Here is a 17,236-nt window from a genome sequence, read left to right as displayed (position 1 = left end):
CCGGAGGCCACCCGTGGTTTTTGTTGACGAGACCTGATCTTTTGTACGATAGTACAAATCACATGGTACGCAAGCCCACCAGCAAGGAAACGGTCCGCAAGCCGAACATGCGCGAGGCGATCCTCGCCGCGGCCGAGGAGCTGTTCGCCACCAACGGCTTCAATGCCGTCTCGGTACGCGACATCGCGCAGGCCGCCGGGGCCAATCCCGGCAGCGTGACCTATCATTTCAAGACCAAGGACGGCCTGCTGCTGGAGATCTACCGGCGCCATTGCGGGCCGATGAATTTGCGCCGATCGGAGCTGCTCGCGGCCGCCAAGCGCGTGCGCGATCTCCAGGACCGGCTGGAGGCGATCGTGCGCGCTTATGTGGTGCCGGCCTTCACCTCGGGCAGCGATCTCGCCGGCGGCGGGGCGCGCTTCACGCGGTTGCGCGCCGTGATGTCGGCGGAAGGCAACGAGGTCGCGCGAAAGATCATCGCGCAGACCTTCGATGACACCAGCCACGCCTTCATCGACGCGATCCACGAGAGCCTGCCGCATATCCCGCGCACCGACATCGTCTGGCGCAGCCATTTCCTGCTCGGCGCACTCTATTATTCGCTGGTGACGCCCGAGCGCGTCTCGCGCCTGTCGCGCGGTGAGGCCGACGGCGGCGACGCCGCCAATGCCATCGAACAATTGGTGCAGGCCACCGTTGCCGCGTTCCAGGCTCCCGCGCTGGATCAAGCCGCGCCGGCGCGGCGGCGGCCGGTCGTCAGCAGCAAGACTTGAAAGAAGCCGCCCGAGCGGAGGCGCCTCGCGCTTCCGCTCGCAAGTGGACCACGTGATGGGGTGTTGAGGATATGAACAGGCGGGAGTGCTTGCATCTCTTGACTGGACTGGCCGGCGCAGCGCTCGCGAGCGAAGCCCGCGCGCAAGGCGGCGAGCAGAGATCGATTCCGACCATTGAACCGCCGGACCCAAGTCCGAAAACGCCGTCGTTCAAGCTGCCGGCAAAATCCTGTGACAGCCATACCCACATTTTCGGCCCGGCGTCCCGCTATCCGTTCTCCGAGAAGCGCCCCTACAACACGGCCGATGCGCCGCTGGAGGCATTCCGCAGCGTGCACGAGAAGATCGGCGTCGAACGCTGCGTCATCGTCAATGCCACCGTTCACGGCACTGACAATCGCGTCGTCACCGACGCCATCGCCCAGAGCGAGGGCGCTTATAGGGGCATCGCCAACGTCAATGACGAGATGACCGAGAAGGAGCTGGCGGCGCTCGATCAGGCCGGCATCTGCGGTTGCCGCTTCGCCTTCCTCAGGCGCCTCGGCGGCGTCGGCGACATGGGAAAATTCCAGCGCATCGTGCATCGCGTCGCCGAGCTCGGCTGGCATATCGACGTCTATTTCGAGCCGGGTACGATCGCCGAATTCGCGCCCATCCTCTCCGCGCTGCCGACGCCCTATGTGATTGATCACATGGGCACGGTGCAGGCGGGGAAGGGCCTCGACGATCCCGGCTTCACGGCCTTGCTCGATCTCCAGAGGAAGGACGAGAAGTGCTGGGTCAAGATCACCGGCCTCGAACGTGCGTCGTCGGCCGGCAAGCCGTTCCACGACGCCGTGCCATTCGCCAAGGCGCTGATCGACAATGCGCCCGATCGCGTGCTGTGGGGCACCGATTGGCCGCATCCCAATGTCAAGGTCATGCCGAATGACGGCGAGATCGTCGACCTGATCCCGCGCTACGCGCCCGACGCAAAGGTGCAACAGAAGCTGCTGGTCGACAATCCCGCGCGCCTGTTCAAGTTCACCTGAGACGATGATGTACAAGCCGACCATTCCGCCGCCCGACCCGAACACGCGCACGCCGAAATTCAAGCTGCCGAAGCTTTCGTGTGACGCGCATTGCCACATCTTCGGTCCCGGCGCGAAATATCCGTACGCGCCTGACCGTTCCTACACGCCGCCGGATGCGCCGCTGGAGGATTTCCGCGCGCTGCATGCCAAGCTCGGCGTCGAGCGCGCCGTCATCGTCAATGCCAGCGTGCACGGCACCGACAACACGGTGGCGCTCGATGCCATCGCGCAGAGCAACGGCGCCTACCGGGCCGTCGCAAACATCGACGACACCATCACCGAGCGGGGCCTGCGCGATCTGCATGACGGCGGCTTCCGCGGCTGCCGTTTCAATTTCGTCCGCCACCTCGGCGGCGTCCCAGATAAGGGCGTGTTCGACCGCATCATCGCCATGGTCGCACCGCTCGGCTGGCATATCGATCTGCATTTCGATGCAATCGATCTGCCTGAATATGCCGACATGCTGACAAGGCTGCCGCTGAGCTACACCATCGACCACATGGGACGGGTGAAGGCCTCCGATGGGCTCGATCAGCTTCCGTTCAGGATTTTGATCGAGCTGATGCAGCGCGACGAGAAATGCTGGGTCAAGATCTGTGGCTCGGAGCGTGTGTCCTCGGCCGGTCCGCCGTTCGCGGATGCGGTGCCGTTCGCGCGCAAAATCGTCGAGACCGCGCCCGACCGCGTCATCTGGGGCACCGACTGGCCGCATCCCAACGTCAAGGCGATGCCGAATGACGGCGACCTCGTCGATCTGATCCCGCTGTTCGCGCCCGAGCTGGAGTTCCAGCAGAGGATCCTGGTCGACAATCCCGCGCGCCTGTTCGGGTTCGACCAATGACGGCGCTCGCGATCGACAAACCGCGCGGCCGCGCCTGGTGGAAGGAGCTCTGGATCCAGGTGCTCATCGCCATGGCAGCCGGCATCGCGCTTGGGATCGCCAGCCCCGAGGCGGGCGCCAAGATGCAGCCGCTGGGCGATGCCTTCATCAAGGCGATCCGGATGCTGATCGCGCCGATCATCTTCTGCACCGTCGTGCATGGCATCGCGCATATGGCCGACATGGCGCGCGTCGGACGTGTCGCAGTAAAGGCGATCGTCTATTTCGAGGTCATGACCACGATCGCGCTGATCATCGGCCTCGTCGCGGTGAACCTGCTCAAGCCCGGCGTCGGCATGAACATCGATCCCGCCAGCATCAATGCCAGCGCGATCGAGCCTTACGTCAAGCAGACCGGTGCGATCGGCTTCGTGCCGTTCCTGATGAACATCGTGCCCGCAACGTTCATTGGCGCCTTTGCCGAGGGCAACATTCTCCAGGTACTGTTCATCTCCGTGCTGTGCGGCTTTGCGCTGGTGCAGCTCGGCGAGCGGGCCGCGCCCCTGGTGCATCTGATCGACATCGCTGCCAAGATGGTGTTCGCCGTGGTCGGGTTCGTGATGTGGGCGGCGCCGATCGGCGCGTTCGGCGCCATCGCCTTTACGGTCGGCAAGTTCGGCGTCGGCTCGCTGGCCTCGCTCGGCAAGCTGCTGGGTGGCTTCTATCTCACCTGCGTAGTCTTCATCATTGTCGCGCTCGGCCCCGTCGCGCGTCTCTGCGGCTTCTCGCTGCTCAAGCTGATCCGCTACATCTGGGAAGAGCTACTGATCTGCATCGCCACCACATCGTCCGAGACGGTGTTGCCGCGGATGCTGACGAAGCTGGAAAGGGCCGGCTGCGAGAAGAGCGTCGTGGGGCTCGTGATCCCGACCGGCTATTCCTTCAATCTCGACGGTACCTGTCTCTACCTCGCCGCGGCCTCGGTTTTCCTGGCGCAGGCAACCAACACGCCGTTCGGCCTTGCCGAGCAGATCGAGCTGCTCCTGATCCTGCTCGTGACCTCCAAGGGCGCGGCGGAATTGCCGGCGCGGCCTTCGTCGTGCTGGCGGCGACGCTGTCGGCCACCGGCACCATTCCGGTGACGAGCGTTGCGCTGGTGCTCGGCATTCATCGTCTGATGTCGCAGGGGTTGACGCCGACCAATCTGATCGGGAATGCGGTTGCGACGATCGCAATTGCCAAATGGGAAGGCGCGCTCGACGGCGAGCGCCTCCGGCGTGTGCTCGACGGCGAGGAACAAGCGGCCGCCGCGGCTCGATGAACCGGCTTTCTGCCTGAGGCAGACGGCCTATGATGCTTACGAACGAAAGAGGGGAGTTTGTCCCATGAAAACCGGTCTCGTGATCACCGCCCATCCCGGCGATTTCGTCTGGCGCGCCGGCGGCGCCATCGCGCTGCATGCGAAGAAAGGCTATCGCATGAAGATCGTGTGCATGTCCTTCGGCGAACGCGGCGAGAGCCAGTTCGCCTGGAAGGAGAAGGGGGCGACGCTGGAATCGGTCAAGGCCGGTCGCAAGGACGAGGCAGAGCGGGCCGCAAAGCTGTTAGGTGCCGAGATCGAGTTCTTCGATTGCGGCGACTATCCGTTGAAACTCACCGAGGCGCATTTCGACCGCATGGTCGACATTTACCGCGAGCTCAATCCGAGCTTCGTGCTGACGCACGCACTGGAAGACCCCTACAATTTCGACCATCCGAACGCGGCGCATTTCGCGCAGGAGACCCGCGTGGTCGCGCAGGCGATGGGCCATGAGCCCGGCGCGCAGTACAAATATTCGGCACCGCCGGTGTTCCTGTTCGAGCCGCACCAGCCGGAGCAATGCAATTACAAGCCGGACCTTCTCCTCAAGATCGACGAGGTCTGGAAGGAAAAGTACGAGGCGTTCCAGATCCTGGCCGCGCAGAAGCATCTGTGGGGCTATTACGAGCGCGTCGCGCTCAACCGCGGCATCCAGGGCAGCCGCAACACCGGCGTGCCCATGACCTATGGCGAGGCCTATCAACGTCTGTTTCCGACCGTCGCGGAGGAACTCGCATGAAGCCGGTCGTCGTTCGCAACATCAAGCGTGCCGATCCCGCCGGAATCGCGGAATACGGCGTTTCGACCGTACATGAAGCCTATGGTCGCCTCGGCCTGATGAAGCCTTACTTGCGTCCCGTCTGGGCGGGGGCGTCGATTGCCGGCCCCGCCGTCACCGTACTGGCGCAGCCTGGCGACAACTGGATGATCCATGTTGCCGTCGAGCAGTGCAAAAAGGGCGACATCCTCGTCGTCGGCTGCACCACCGACAATACCGACGGCATGTTCGGCGAGCTGCTGGCGACCTCGCTCCAGGCCCGCGGCGTGCAGGGATTGGTCATCGATGCCGGCTGCCGCGACGTCAAAGCGCTGCACGAGATGAAGTTTCCGGTGTGGTCGCGCGCGGTCTCGGCCAAGGGCACGGTGAAGGCCACGCTCGGCTCGGTCAATGTCCCCGTGGTCTGCGCCGGCGTCAATGTCGATCCCGGTGACATCGTTGTCGCCGATGACGACGGCGTCGTCGTGGTGCCCAAGCGCTACGCGGCCGAAGTCGCCGAGAAGGCGAAGAAGCGCAATGCGGATGAAGGCGGAAAGCGCACGCGTCTCGCCTCAGGCGAGCTCGGCCTCGACATGTACAGCATGCGCGAGGCGCTGGCGAAAGCCGGGCTCGTCTATGTCGACAATCCCGAGGACGTCTGAGGCAACGGCGGGAGCGGGCGGATGGATCGTCTCAAGCTGAAGGCCGTGCTCGGCAATCACCTCCATGTCCAGGCGGTGAAGAGCGGCGAGCTCCGCTCCGACCTTTTCGACCTCGACTTCGTCGAGTATGTGCCGACCAACACGGCATTCAAGCCGATGGTGCGCGAGCAGGCGTTCGACGTCTGCGAGATGGCAATCGTGACCTATCTGATGGCGAAGGCGCACGGCAAGCCGTTGGTGCTGCTGCCGGCCACCATGCTCGGCCGCTTCCAGCATGCCTACGCGCTCTACAATCCCGCGAGAGGAACGCTCGGCCCGTCCGACCTCGAGGGCAAGCGCGTCGGCATCCGCTCGTTTACGACCACGACCGGCGCCTGGATCAGGGGCATCCTCGCCAACGACTACGGCGTCAATCTCGACAACATCCGCTGGGTGACGTTCGAGGATCCGCACGTCGCCGAATATGTCGACACCACCGAGCGCGCCCCGAAGGACAAGAAGATCCTCCAGATGCTGCTCGACGGCGAGCTCGACGCCGTCCTCGGTGAGACCTCTGATGATCCCAAGCTGAAGCCGCTATTCCCTGATCCCGCCGCGGAAGCCGCCAAATGGTGCGCCCGGCGCGGCGTCGTGCCGGTCAATCATTTCGTGGTCGTGACCGAGCAGCTCGCCAGATCACGCCCCGACGTGGTCGCAGGCGTCTATGATCTGCTCAAGCGAAACAAGGAACAGGTGGGAGCCGCGGCTATGCCGGACCTTGTTCCGTTTGGCATCGAAGCGAACAGGAAACCGTTGGAGCTGATCGTCGACTACGCGTTCCAGCAGGCGCTGATCCCGCGCCGCTACGCGGTCGAGGAGCTCTTCGATGAAACGACACGGGGATTGAACTGATGGCGGATCCGAGGCGATGGCAGATCGGGCTGGTCGGCTATGGCGAGGTCGGCAGGATCTTGGCCGAGGATTTGCGCCAGCAGGACATCAAGGTCGCCGCCTATGACATCAAGCTTGGAGGCGAGCAGGGCGCTTCGCTGCAGGAGCATGCGGCGAAATTCGGTGTGGTGCTTGCAGCCTCTCATGCCGAGCTGACCGCGAAATCCGATTTCATCGTCTCGGCAGTCACGGCAAGCCAGGCTGTTCCGGTGGCGAAAGCCTGTGCGGCCGCGATTAACCAGGGCACCTGGTTCCTGGATTTCAATTCGGCTTCACCGGGCGCCAAGCAGCGCGCTGCTGCGCTGATCGATGGCGCTGCCGGTCGCTATGTCGAGGGCGCGGTGATGACCTCGGTGCCGCCGTACCGCATCAAGGTGCCGCTGCTGCTCGGCGGCCCCGGCGCGAAGGAGCTCGAGCCGCTTCTGAATGCGATCGGCTTTGCGGCGAAGGTTGCCAGCGACAAGCTCGGTGTATCCTCGGCGGTGAAAATGTGCCGCAGCATCATGATCAAGGGCCTGGAAGCCATGGTCATTGAGAGCTTCACCACGGCGCGTGCCTATGGCGTGGAGGATGCCGTGCTGGCGTCGCTCGCGGAAACCTTTCCGGCATCAATTGGGAGAAGCAGGGTGCCTATTTCTTTCAGCGCGTGATCGAGCACGGCCGCCGTCGCGCTGAAGAAGTGCGTGAGGTCGCCGAGACCGTGCGCGAGGCGGGACTGACGCCGTGGTCCGCGCAGGGCACGGCTGAGCGGCAGGCCTGGGTGGCCGATCTCGCCGATGAAGGGCTGTTCGGCGCCAGGGGCACCAAGGAATTCGCCCGCAGCGCCGATTGGCGCACCGAGGCGGACCGGATCCTCGCGAAGATCAATCGCGCAAAATAATCAGCCTACGACCGCATCGCCGGCCTGGAAGCTCACGACTTGGTCGCGGGCGCGTTCGATCAAGTTGGTGAGATTTCGTGCTTTGCGGGCGAGCTGTTCCGTGGCCGGTTGCGTGCGGAATTCGGCCAGCACCGCGCGAACGCATTTGTTGGCAGCGTCGAGCGTCCAGAGCGTACGGTTGACGTCGTCCTGCGTCTGGATTCCCGAGATATCGAGATCCGACAGAACAAGGCCGATGCCGTCGAGCCGCTTCACCGCGCGATCGGTGGGCGTTCTGGCCTGGATGGAATGATAGTCGATGCTGCTGAATGCGCTGAACATATCCATACTTTCCCGATCGCACGCAAATGATCAGTGCAAAGTCCTAGTTATGGTGAGCGCGGTGGGCCTTGCAACGCGTAGGGCTACGGTCCGGATTCTACCGGACTTTGGCTGGATCGGCGGTATAGTCGAACGGAATTCGTCAACAGCCAGGTACGCATCCCGACAATCTTACCGCTGGAAGCGGCGGGCCGGCCTCGCCTGTGAATGGTGCGACCCTGCGACGTCAGCTCTGGGGGCGGAACAGATTCGGCCGCTGGCGCTCAAATGTCTGTCGGCCCGCCTTGAAGCCTATCACGACGTCAGGCAGCTCCGCGATGGCGAAGCGGCTGTCTCGCGTATCGAGCACGACGAGATCGGCGGGGTTGCCGACCTTGATGCCGTAATCGCCAAGGTTCATCAGCCGGGCCGGCAGTTCGGTCACGAGATCGAGGCAGGTGTCGAAATCGCCCACGGAGGCGTGCGCGACATTGGCGTAGAAGTTCGCCATCCGCAGCAGCGAGGCGTCGCCGAACGGCGTGAAGGGATTGAGCACATTGTTGGTGGCAACCGAGCACAACACGCCGTCGCCTGCGAGCTTGTGGGCGAGCGTCAGTCCGCGCGGCGCATTGTGGGTGGCCTCGCGCCCCATCAGATAGAGGTCGGTCGCGGGCAGCACGGTGACGGCAACGCCTGATGTCGCCAGCTGCGCGGTGGCAGCCTTCATCCGCTCGGGTGGCAACGCCGAGAGCTTCGTGGCGTGACCGATCGCCACGCGTCCCCCATAATTGCGCCGCTCGGTCTGGCGGCAGACCTCATCGAGGTGCCACCAGGAGGGATCGAGATCGAAATCGAGATGGAGGTCGACATCGATATCGAATTCCTGCGCGAGATCGAAAATGCGTTCGAGATGGGCGATCGGGTCGGTGTCCGTATAGGGACAGCCGCCGATCACCTCGCCGCCGTCGCGAAGCGCCTGGATCAGCAACTCCTCAGCTCCGGGGTCGTTGGTCAGGCCCTCCTGTGGGAAGACGCAGAGCGACAGATCGATCGCCCAGGCATAATCGCGCTTCAGCGCCTTGACCGCCGCGAAGCCGCGCAAGGCGATGCGCGGATCGATCTCGACATGGGTGCGCATGCGCGTCGTGCCGTGCACGATCGCACGTTCGAGCACCCGGGCGCCGCGGGCATAGATGTCCTCGACCGTGAATTCGCGCTTCATCCCGGCAACGGCGCGGATGGCGTCCGAAACGCTGCCGTGGTCATGCCCACAGCGGCCGAGCAGGCAGGCCTTGTCCAGATGGATGTGGGTATCGACGAAGCCGGGCAAAGCGAGATGGCCGCCGAGATCAACCTCGACCGCGTCGCAGACGAGCCGCGGTTCGATCGCGGCGATGCGGCCATCCTTCACGCCGATATCGACGGGTGCGGCGGATGATCGCAACAACGCGCGGCGAAGGATCAGGTCGAAGGCAGTCTGCGTGCTCATGGCAGCGACTTTTGCGGCGGGAGAATGCCGCAGTCAATCGCGACACGGGGTCGGAGGGCCCCAGAGCAGCAGGGCAGATGTTCAAAATATATGCATGCATTCCGAGAGGTCGGCGATAGTATCCGCCAAAGTAAGGAGAATGCGCCATGTCCGTAACCGCCGAAGCCGAGACCGGATCGTTGTCGGACGCCGAGATCGTGAAGGCCTATCTCACGGCATCGATGATTCCTGATCCCGATGCCGCGGCAGCCTATGTCGCGCCGGGCACGATCATCACGTTCACGGGTGGCCGCGAGTTCGACCATCCCCGGGGGCCTACCGCCTTCAACGCCAAACGCTACCGCTGGGTCAAGAAGAAGATGGACCGGTTCGACGTCTGTCCGGGTCATGGCGAGACCATCGTGTACAGCGTCGGAACGCTGTATGGCGAATGGAAGGACGGGACTGCCTTCGAAGGCAACCGCTACGTCGACCGCTTCGTGGTGCGGAACGGCAAGATCACGAAGATGGATGTCTGGAACGACAGCGCCGAGCGCATCCTGGTCCAGCGCGGCATCGACGCGTAAGCCCTTCTCGGGGCCGAGAGGCGAAGCTCGCTTTCTGCGGAGACGAACTGCCGCGCATCATATCGAAAGCCGCGATAGCTGCTAGTCGCAAGCCCGTCTGGCGGCTGGCGCGTGCCTGCGCTATCAACGCTCGTGATTGCGCCCGGCATGGAGGCGCAAGCGCCTTGAGGAGCACCCGATGCGTCTACCCACAATTATCCTGGCCCTGACATGTCTTGCGGGCGCAGCGTCAGCCGAAGACCTGTCGGGCACGCTCCAGAAGATCAAGGAGACGAAGAAGATCACGCTCGGCTATCAGGAGGCCTCGGTCCCGTTCAGCTATCTCGACGGCAACCAGAAGCCGGTCGGCTTTGCCATGGATATCTGTCTCAGAATCGTCGACGCCGTGAAGAAGCAGCTCGGCATGCCCGACATCGCCATCGACACGCTCGCGGTGACGTCGTCGAACCGGATTCCGCTGATGGTCAACGGCACGCTCGATCTGCATTGCTCGGCGACCACCAACAACGCCGATCGCCAGAAGCAGGTCGCCTTCACCAACACGCACTTCCTCAGCGCGACGCGATTCGCGGCGAAGAAGGCGGCCAAGATCAACACCATCGACGATCTCAAGGGCAAGGCCGTCACGGCGGTGGCCGGCTCGGTCAACCTGACGCAACTCGCCAAGGTCAACACCGAACGCAATCTCGGCATCAATGTGATGCCGGCCAGGATCAGGCCGAGGCCTTCCTGTTGCTGGAGACCGACCGCGCCCAGGCCTATGCGCTCGACGATGTCCAGCTTGCGGTCGCGATCGCGCGATCGAAGGAGCCGCAGCTCTACATGATCAGCGAGGAGGCGTTCTCGAAGCCGGAGCCTTACGGGATCATGCTGCGGCGGGAGGATGCGCCGTTCAAGGCGCTCGCCGATCGCGCGACCGCGGAGCTCTATGCAAGCCCCGAGATCGAGGTGCTCTACAAGAAATGGTTGCAATCGCCGACGCCGCCGAACGGCCTCAACTACAACGTCCCGATGTCGCCGGCTTTGCGCAACGCCTTCAAGAAGCCGAGCTCGAGCGCCGATCCTGATGTCTATGTGGTGAACTGAGGCGAGGGCGGCTTTCACCTCCCGTAAGGAGAGGTGAAGACAGTGCGCCGGGCTGAGGATCAGCGCGCCGCTCGCCATTCGCGACGTTCGGCGACGATAGAGGTATTGGACTAACGCAGCGAGCAGATGGATCACGCTTGGCTTGGGGAAAAACCGGCAACAAGCGTTTCAATGCCAAATCGTAGGGCTAATCCTGACTGGCGTATGTGAGTCGGGGAAGCTGTATGGGCGTTTGGTTTTTAGTCCTAGCAACCTGCGTCGTTGGCACGTTGCTCCTTTTGGCATTCTGCCGATAGGGCCGACAGCGGATGCACTTGTTGCTGCGAAGCATCAGCGAGCCGCTGAATAGCGGTTCCAGGCCGATGGCTTTTGACTGTGCATGGATGAGCGCGTTCACTTCCGGGATTGGAGGCGGACGTGAGTTGGTTGTTTGCGTTTCTCATTGCCGCGAGCGCAGTCGTTCTGATCGCTCATGCGATTGACGCGATGCGTTCTTGATATTCGCAGCGGTTCGGGTCGCTAGTCTATGCAAGTGACGACAATGTTCCGAGGCGGGCGAATTTCAATTTGAGGAACTTGACCTGCAGGTCACAGCAGGAGGAATACGATCATGCTTGCATTCTATCTGCCGATCATAATCTTCGGAGCGATACTCGAAGGAATTTCGAAGCAGCGTGTGTCTGGATCCACCCAGGAGCCGCCAAGCGTCGATTAGACTGCGATCCCCAATGCGTATTCTCCAGCACCATGAGCCAACGCCTCCTTAGGCGTTCGAGTATTTCTTCAGCTCGAACCGCGCGATCTGGTTCCTGTGCACCTCGTCCGGCCCGTCCGCGAGCCGCAGCAACCGTGCGGTGGCGTACGCTTGTGTCAGTCCAAAATCGTTCGAGGTCCCGCCGCCGCCATGGGCCTGAATCGCCCAGTCGATGATCTGGCAGGCCATGTTGGGCACGGCGACCTTGATCATCGCGATCTCGGCCTTCGCCACCTTGTTGCCGACAGTGTCCATCGCGTAAGCCGCGTTCAACGTCAGCAGCCGGGCCTGCTCGATCATGATGCGCGCTTCGGCGATGCGCTCCTGCGTCACGGTCTGCTCCGAGACCGGCTTGCCGAAGGCGACGCGGCTGCGCACGCGGCGGCACATCTTTTCCAGCGTGCGTTCGGATAGCCCAATCAGCCGCATGCAGTGATGGATGCGGCCGGGGCCGAGACGGCCCTGCGCGATCTCGAAGCCGCGGCCTTCGCCGAGCAGCATGTTTTCCTTCGGGACGCGGACGTTGGTGAAGACCACCTCGGAGGCGCGGTCGGGCACGCCGTAGAAGCCGAACACGGGGAGGGGACGTTTCACCTCGATGCCCGGTGTGTCCATCGGCACCAGGATCATGGATTGCTGCTTGTGCCGGTCCGGATTGTCAGGATCGGTCTTGCCCATGAAGATGCAGATCTTGCAGCGCGGGTCGGTCGCGTTGGTCGTATACCATTTGCGCCCGTTGATGACGTAATGGTCGCCGTCGCGCACGATCGAGCTTTCGATGTTGGTCGCATCGGATGATGCGACCGCCGGCTCGGTCATGGCGAAGCAGGAGCGGATTTCGCCCGCGAGTAGCGGCTTCAGCCAGCGCTCCTTGTCCTTCTCGGTGCCGTAGCGCTCCAGCACCTCCATGTTGCCGGTGTCGGGCGCCGAGCAGTTGAATACTTCGGGCGCAAGGTGCGAGCGGCCCATCACTTCGCAGAGCGGGGCATATTCGAGATTGGTGAGACCCGCACCGCGGCTCGACTCCGGCAGGAACAGATTCCAGAGCCCCTCGGCGCGTGCCAGCGGCTTCAGCTCCTCGACGACGGGATAGATCTTCCACGGTCCGAGCTCTTCCGCCTCGCGATAGAAGCGGTCCTCGTTCGGATAGACGTGACGGTCCATGAAGCTCTCGAGCTTGCGCTTGAGCTCGACGACTTTTGGCGACATCGGGTAGAGCATTTTTCGTCTCATTGATCGGTGGACGGCATTTGTTCCGAGCGCGGCGGCTCACGCGACGCGGTATTCCCTGAACTTCTCGCGCAGCGCGGATTTGAGCACCTTGCCGGTGCCGGTCATCGGAAATTCGTCCAGGAATTCGACAGCGTCCGGCAGCCACCAGCTCGCAATCTTCGGGCGCATGTGGTCGAGCAGACCCTTGCCGTCGACGGTCGCGCCCTTCTTGCGGACGACGAGGAGCAGGGGGCGCTCCTGCCATTTGTCGTGCGATATCGCGACCACGGCGGCCTGAAGCACATCGGGATGGGACAAGGCGACGTCCTCGAGCTGGATCGAGGAGATCCATTCGCCGCCGGACTTGATCACGTCCTTGGAGCGATCGGTCAGCGTGACGTGGCCTTGGCTGTCGATCACGGCCATGTCGCCGGTGATCAGCCAGCCGTCGCGGTCGAGGCCTTCCTCTAGCTTCATGTAGCCGGAGGCGACCCACGGGCCGCGAGCGCGCAGATGGCCGACGGTCTTGCCGTCACGCGGCAATTCATTGCCGGCGTCATCGACGATGCGCAAGGCCGTGCCGAAACAGGCGCGGCCGGACACCTGGCGCCGGTCGAATTTTTCGTTCTCGCTGAGGTGCTCCGAGCCGGGCCGCAAGCCCGGCATCGAGCAGCCCAAGGCTTCGGTCATGCCCCAGGCCTGGATGTAGTCGATATTGTAGTCGCGCTTGAGCTTCTCGACCATCGCGCGCGGCGGGGCCGAGCCCGACGACAGCGTTGCGCGCAGCGTCGAGAATTTGTTGCCGGTGCGCCCGAGCCAGTCGAGCAGGATCAGCCAGAAGCTCGGCACGCCCGCCGACAGCGTCACCTTCTCGCCTTCGAGCAACTCATAGAGCTTGTCCGGCTCATAGTTGCGGCCGGGCAGCACCAGCTTGGAGCCGGTATAGGGCGCAGTGAACGGCATGTTCCAGCCGTTGCCGTGAAACAGCGGCGCCATCGGCATCATCACCTCGCGCACGCCTTCGACATGGCCCGGCAGGAAGTCGAAACTGCAGCAGGTCATGGTCTGCAAGATCGCGGCGCGGTGCGAATAGATCACGCCCTTGGGATTGCCCGTCGTGCCCGACGTGTAGCAGATGGTGGAGGCGGACTTTTCGTCGAACTCGGGCCAGGCGAAACCGGCCTCGTTCTCGCTGTCCAGAAGCTCCTCGTAGCAATGCACGTTCGCCAGCTTCGTCTCCGGCATTCGCTCGCGCGAGGACATCACGACGTAGCCCTCGATCCTCGATAGTTGCGGCGCGATCGCCTCGACGATCGGCAGCGTGGCCCGGTCGATGAACAGCAGCCGGTCTTCCGCGTGGTTGATGATGTAGACGAGCTGCTCGGGAAACAGCCGCGGGTTGACGGTGTGTAGCACATAGCCCATGCCCGGCGCGGCATAGAACATCTCGAAATGGCGGTGGGTATTCCAGGCCAGCGTGCCGACGCGATCGCCGGATCTCATGCCGAGCCGCTTCAAGGCGAGCGCCATGCGCTTGATGCGCGGATGGGCGTCAGCATAGGTGTAGCGATGGATATCGCCCTCGATCTCGCGCGCGACGATCTCAGCCTCGCCGTGATAGTCGGCGGCATATTGGATCAGGCCGCTGATCAGGAGCGGCATGTCCATCATCAATCCCTGCATGGTCTCCTCCAGACGCCACGTCGTTGCATGCGCACGCTTGTGATTACGCGCGAGGTTAACGGAACGCCCCGCGACGTTCACGCAAAAAAGAAGCCGCGTGATTGCATGCCGCACTTTTTCAGGGCTAACTTCATGCGAACGGTCGGCGCAGCGGTGTGTGCCGTGGAGGAGACGAATGTCAGCGGAAAAACACAAGACCCGCGCAGCGGGCGAATCTACGGTTGATATCTCCGCCCTTCGTGCGCGCTATCGCGACGAGCGCGACCGCCGTTTGCGCAGCGAAGGCAAGGCACAGTATGTCGAGGTATCAGGCGACTTCGCTCGCTATCTCGACGATCCCTGGGCCGATCCCGGCTTCACGCGCGCACCTGTCAGTGAAGAGACCGAAGTGCTCATCGTCGGTGGCGGCTTCGGTGGCCTCTTGTGCGGTGCGCGCCTGCGCGCGGCCGGCATCGACGATTTCCGGATCGTGGAAAAGGCGGCCGATTTCGGCGGCACCTGGTACTGGAATCGTTACCCTGGAGCTGCCTGCGACACCGAGAGCTACATCTACCTGCCGCTGTTGGAAGAGACCGGCTACATGCCGGTGCGCAAATACGCGCGGGCTCCGGAAATCTACGAGCACTCCCGCCGCATCGGCCGTCATTTCGATCTCTACGCGCGTGCGCTGTTTCAGACCATCATCTCACGGATGGAATGGCAGGAGCAGGAGGCGCGCTGGCTGGTCGAGACTGATCGCGGCGATCGCATCCGCGCGCGCTTCGTCATTCTCGCCGGCGGCCCGCTGAGCCGGCCGAAGCTGCCGGGCATTCCCGGCATCGAGACGTTCAAAGGCCACAGCTTTCACACCAGCCGCTGGGACTATGACTACACCGGCGGCACTGCGGAGGGCGGTCTCACCGGCCTTGCCGACAGGCGCGTCGGCATCATCGGCACCGGTGCGACAGCCGTGCAATGCGTGCCGCATCTCGGCCGTTCGGCAAAGGCGCTTTACGTCTTCCAGCGCACACCGTCCGCGATCGGCGTGCGCGACGACCGACCGACGGATCAAGCCTGGGCGCAAAGCCTCAGGCCGGGCTGGCAGCGCGAGCGCATGGACAATTTCACCGCCGTGATCTCGGGCGAGCCGTTCGAACGGGATCTGGTGCAGGACGGCTGGACCGGTCTGCTCGGCGAGATCCTGCTGGCGCCGCGTCGCCAGCCGCAGCCGGTGACCTCGCTGGAAGAGGCGCTCAGGGTGATCGAGCAGGCCGACTACCGCAAGATGGAGGAGATCCGCGCCCGCGTCGATGCGATCGTTAAGGACGAGGCGGCAGCTGCGGCGCTCAAACCCTGGTACAAAGCGTTCTGCAAGCGGCCGTGCTTCCACGACGAATATCTCGACACGTTCAATCGTCCCAACGTGCACCTCGTCGACAGCAAAGGGCAGGGGGTCGAGCGCATCACCGAGAATGCGGTCGTGGTCGACGGCAAGGCCTATGAGCTCGATTGCCTGATCTATGCCAGCGGCTTCGAGGTCGGCACTGATTACGCCCGCCGCATGGGCTTTGAGGTCTATGGCCGCGATGGCATCAGCCTGTCCGAGCGCTGGCGCGACGGCGTCAAGACGCTGCACGGTTTCTACAGCCGCGGTTTCCCGAACTGCTTCCTGATCGTCACGGTGCAGGCCGGCCAGAGCGCCAATTTTCCGCACATCATCGACGAGCAGTCGCAGCACATTGCCTATGTCATCGCGGAAGCGCGCAAGCGCAAAGCGCGAACGCTGGAGCCGACGCTCGCGGCCGAAAGGGCCTGGGTCGACGAGGTCGTCAAGGCCGCGCTCGGCCGCCAGACCTATCTCGCCGAATGCACGCCCGGCTATTACAACAATGAAGGCGTGCTCGATCCGATCGCGGCAAGAAACAGCCAATATTGGCGCGGGCCTGTGGCGTTCCTGCGGCTGCTCGATACATGGCGGAAGGAGGGCAATCTGGAAGGCCTCGAATTGTCCTATGATCGCGCCATGGAGTCGGCGCTTTCGAGCGGGTAAGATCGCGCCCGGATTGGTCAGGACGGGAGACAGTGGGTATGATCAGGGGCAGGGCCGTTGCGGGGCGGTTTTTGGCGCGATGGCGCTGCTTGGTTGCCTGGCGCCCACCGCCGAGGCCGCGCAATGCGGCAGCTCGCCCGCCGGGTTCGAGGCCTGGAAGCGCGAATTCGGTGCGGAGGCGCAGGGCAAGGGCATCGGCCCGACCGCGCTGTCGGCCCTGATGCAGGCCAATTATGCCAGTGCAACCATCGCAGCCGATCGCGGCCAGCGCAGCTTTTCGCTGACACTCGACCAGTTCCTTGCCAAGCGCGGCGCCACCACCATCGTCGCCAAGGGACGGCAGCTCAAGCAGTCGCAGGCCGCCTTGTTCGCCTCGATCCAGCAGCGTTACGGGGTGCCGCCGGGGCCGCTGATCGCGATCTGGGGCATGGAGACCGGATTCGGCAGCCAGCGCGGCAACCAGAACATGCTGTCGTCGATCGCGACCCTTGCCTATGACTGCCGCCGTCCCGAATTCTTTACCGACCAGCTCTATGCCGCCTTGAAGCTGATCGACCGCGGCACGCTGTCGGGATCGACCCGCGGCTCCATGCATGGCGAGGTCGGCCAGACCCAGTTCATGCCCAAGAACATCCTGGCCTATGGCACCGGCAATCTCGATGTGGCTGCCAACGCGCTGAATTCGACGGCGAATTTCCTCAAAGCCCATGGTTGGCGCGCAGGAGCCGGTTACCAGCCGGGCGAGCCGAATTTCGCCGCTATCGAGGCTTGGAATGCGGCCGGGGTCTATCAGAAGGCGATTGCGCTGATGGGTCGACAGATCGACGAAGGAGGAGGGGCGGCAGCCTCGCGCTAAGTCGTT

The 17,236-nt window shown here is 63.5% G+C and carries 12 protein-coding genes and 4 pseudogenes; 12 read left to right on the top strand and 4 right to left on the bottom strand.

The genetic code is table 11. The annotated features are described in order from the left end of the window. Nucleotides 1-62 precede the first annotated feature (62 nt). The 8 genes and pseudogenes from ACSKB8_RS35215 to ACSKB8_RS35180 all read left to right on the top strand — a co-directional run bounded on the left by ACSKB8_RS35215 (nt 63) and on the right by ACSKB8_RS35180 (nt 7,255). On the top strand, nt 63-773 hold the full coding sequence (locus ACSKB8_RS35215) for a TetR/AcrR family transcriptional regulator (protein ID WP_438109096.1): 711 nt from the start codon (nt 63-65) through the stop codon (nt 771-773). 71 nt (nt 774-844) lie between these two features. Further along, nucleotides 845-1,804: an amidohydrolase family protein gene (locus ACSKB8_RS35210; protein ID WP_438109095.1), complete on the top strand. Its 960-nt coding sequence runs from the start codon at nt 845-847 to the stop codon at nt 1,802-1,804. Nucleotides 1,805-1,808: 4 nt separating this feature from the next. After that, nucleotides 1,809-2,687: an amidohydrolase family protein gene (locus ACSKB8_RS35205; protein WP_438109094.1), complete on the top strand. Its 879-nt coding sequence runs from the start codon at nt 1,809-1,811 to the stop codon at nt 2,685-2,687. Next, nucleotides 2,684-3,987, top strand: a pseudogene (gene dctA / locus ACSKB8_RS35200) (C4-dicarboxylate transporter DctA). Before ACSKB8_RS35205 ends, dctA begins: the two are co-directional and overlap by 4 nt. Nucleotides 3,988-4,051: 64 nt before the next feature. Beyond that, nucleotides 4,052-4,765, top strand: coding sequence for a PIG-L deacetylase family protein (locus tag ACSKB8_RS35195; RefSeq protein ID WP_438109092.1), 714 nt, complete (start codon nt 4,052-4,054; stop codon nt 4,763-4,765). Further along, nucleotides 4,762-5,445: a 4-carboxy-4-hydroxy-2-oxoadipate aldolase/oxaloacetate decarboxylase gene (locus ACSKB8_RS35190; RefSeq protein ID WP_438109091.1), complete on the top strand. Its 684-nt coding sequence runs from the start codon at nt 4,762-4,764 to the stop codon at nt 5,443-5,445. The genes ACSKB8_RS35195 and ACSKB8_RS35190 overlap by 4 nt, the downstream gene beginning before the upstream one ends. Nucleotides 5,446-5,466: 21 nt before the next feature. Further along, complete coding sequence (locus ACSKB8_RS35185) at nt 5,467-6,336, top strand: hypothetical protein (protein WP_438109089.1); 870 nt, start codon at nt 5,467-5,469, stop codon at nt 6,334-6,336. Then, nucleotides 6,336-7,255, top strand: a pseudogene (locus ACSKB8_RS35180) (DUF1932 domain-containing protein). Before ACSKB8_RS35185 ends, ACSKB8_RS35180 begins: the two are co-directional and overlap by 1 nt. On the opposite strand, the gene ACSKB8_RS35175 reads toward ACSKB8_RS35180, so the two are convergent. Beyond that, nucleotides 7,256-7,576 (bottom strand): hypothetical protein, encoded by a 321-nt coding sequence (locus ACSKB8_RS35175; protein WP_438109088.1) that lies wholly within the window; start codon nt 7,574-7,576, stop codon nt 7,256-7,258. Nucleotides 7,577-7,802: 226 nt separating this feature from the next. After that, nucleotides 7,803-9,044, bottom strand: a complete 1,242-nt coding sequence (locus ACSKB8_RS35170) for an amidohydrolase family protein (protein WP_438109086.1) — start codon at nt 9,042-9,044, stop codon at nt 7,803-7,805. 146 nt (nt 9,045-9,190) lie between these two features. Between ACSKB8_RS35170 and ACSKB8_RS35165 the strand changes: the two genes are divergently transcribed. Both ACSKB8_RS35165 and ACSKB8_RS35160 read left to right on the top strand, forming a co-directional pair. Continuing rightward, nucleotides 9,191-9,610: a nuclear transport factor 2 family protein gene (locus ACSKB8_RS35165; protein ID WP_128946483.1), complete on the top strand. Its 420-nt coding sequence runs from the start codon at nt 9,191-9,193 to the stop codon at nt 9,608-9,610. A 178-nt stretch (nt 9,611-9,788) separates the two neighbouring features. Continuing rightward, nucleotides 9,789-10,696 (top strand): annotated as a pseudogene (locus tag ACSKB8_RS35160) (amino acid ABC transporter substrate-binding protein). A 763-nt stretch (nt 10,697-11,459) separates the two neighbouring features. Here the strand turns inward: ACSKB8_RS35160 and ACSKB8_RS35155 are convergent. Together ACSKB8_RS35155 and ACSKB8_RS35150 are read right to left on the bottom strand one after the other, a co-directional pair. Then, nucleotides 11,460-12,671, bottom strand: a complete 1,212-nt coding sequence (locus ACSKB8_RS35155; RefSeq protein ID WP_438109084.1) for an acyl-CoA dehydrogenase family protein — start codon at nt 12,669-12,671, stop codon at nt 11,460-11,462. Nucleotides 12,672-12,719: 48 nt separating this feature from the next. Then, on the bottom strand, nt 12,720-14,345 hold the full coding sequence (locus tag ACSKB8_RS35150) for a long-chain fatty acid--CoA ligase (RefSeq protein WP_438109082.1): 1,626 nt from the start codon (nt 14,343-14,345) through the stop codon (nt 12,720-12,722). Nucleotides 14,346-14,520: 175 nt separating this feature from the next. Here ACSKB8_RS35150 and ACSKB8_RS35145 point away from each other — a divergent pair, with 175 nt between their 5' ends. Together ACSKB8_RS35145 and ACSKB8_RS35140 are read left to right on the top strand one after the other, a co-directional pair. After that, nucleotides 14,521-16,374: a flavin-containing monooxygenase gene (locus tag ACSKB8_RS35145; RefSeq protein WP_438109081.1), complete on the top strand. Its 1,854-nt coding sequence runs from the start codon at nt 14,521-14,523 to the stop codon at nt 16,372-16,374. 38 nt (nt 16,375-16,412) lie between these two features. After that, nucleotides 16,413-17,230: pseudogene (locus ACSKB8_RS35140) on the top strand (lytic murein transglycosylase). Nucleotides 17,231-17,236 lie beyond the last annotated feature (6 nt).

The organism is Bradyrhizobium sp. BR 1432, from assembly GCF_051547705.1.
Taxonomy (GTDB): Bacteria; Pseudomonadota; Alphaproteobacteria; order Rhizobiales; family Xanthobacteraceae; genus Bradyrhizobium; species Bradyrhizobium zhanjiangense.
The sequence above is the reverse complement of the archived record's forward strand: the minus strand, read 5'-3'. Positions and strand labels throughout refer to the sequence as shown.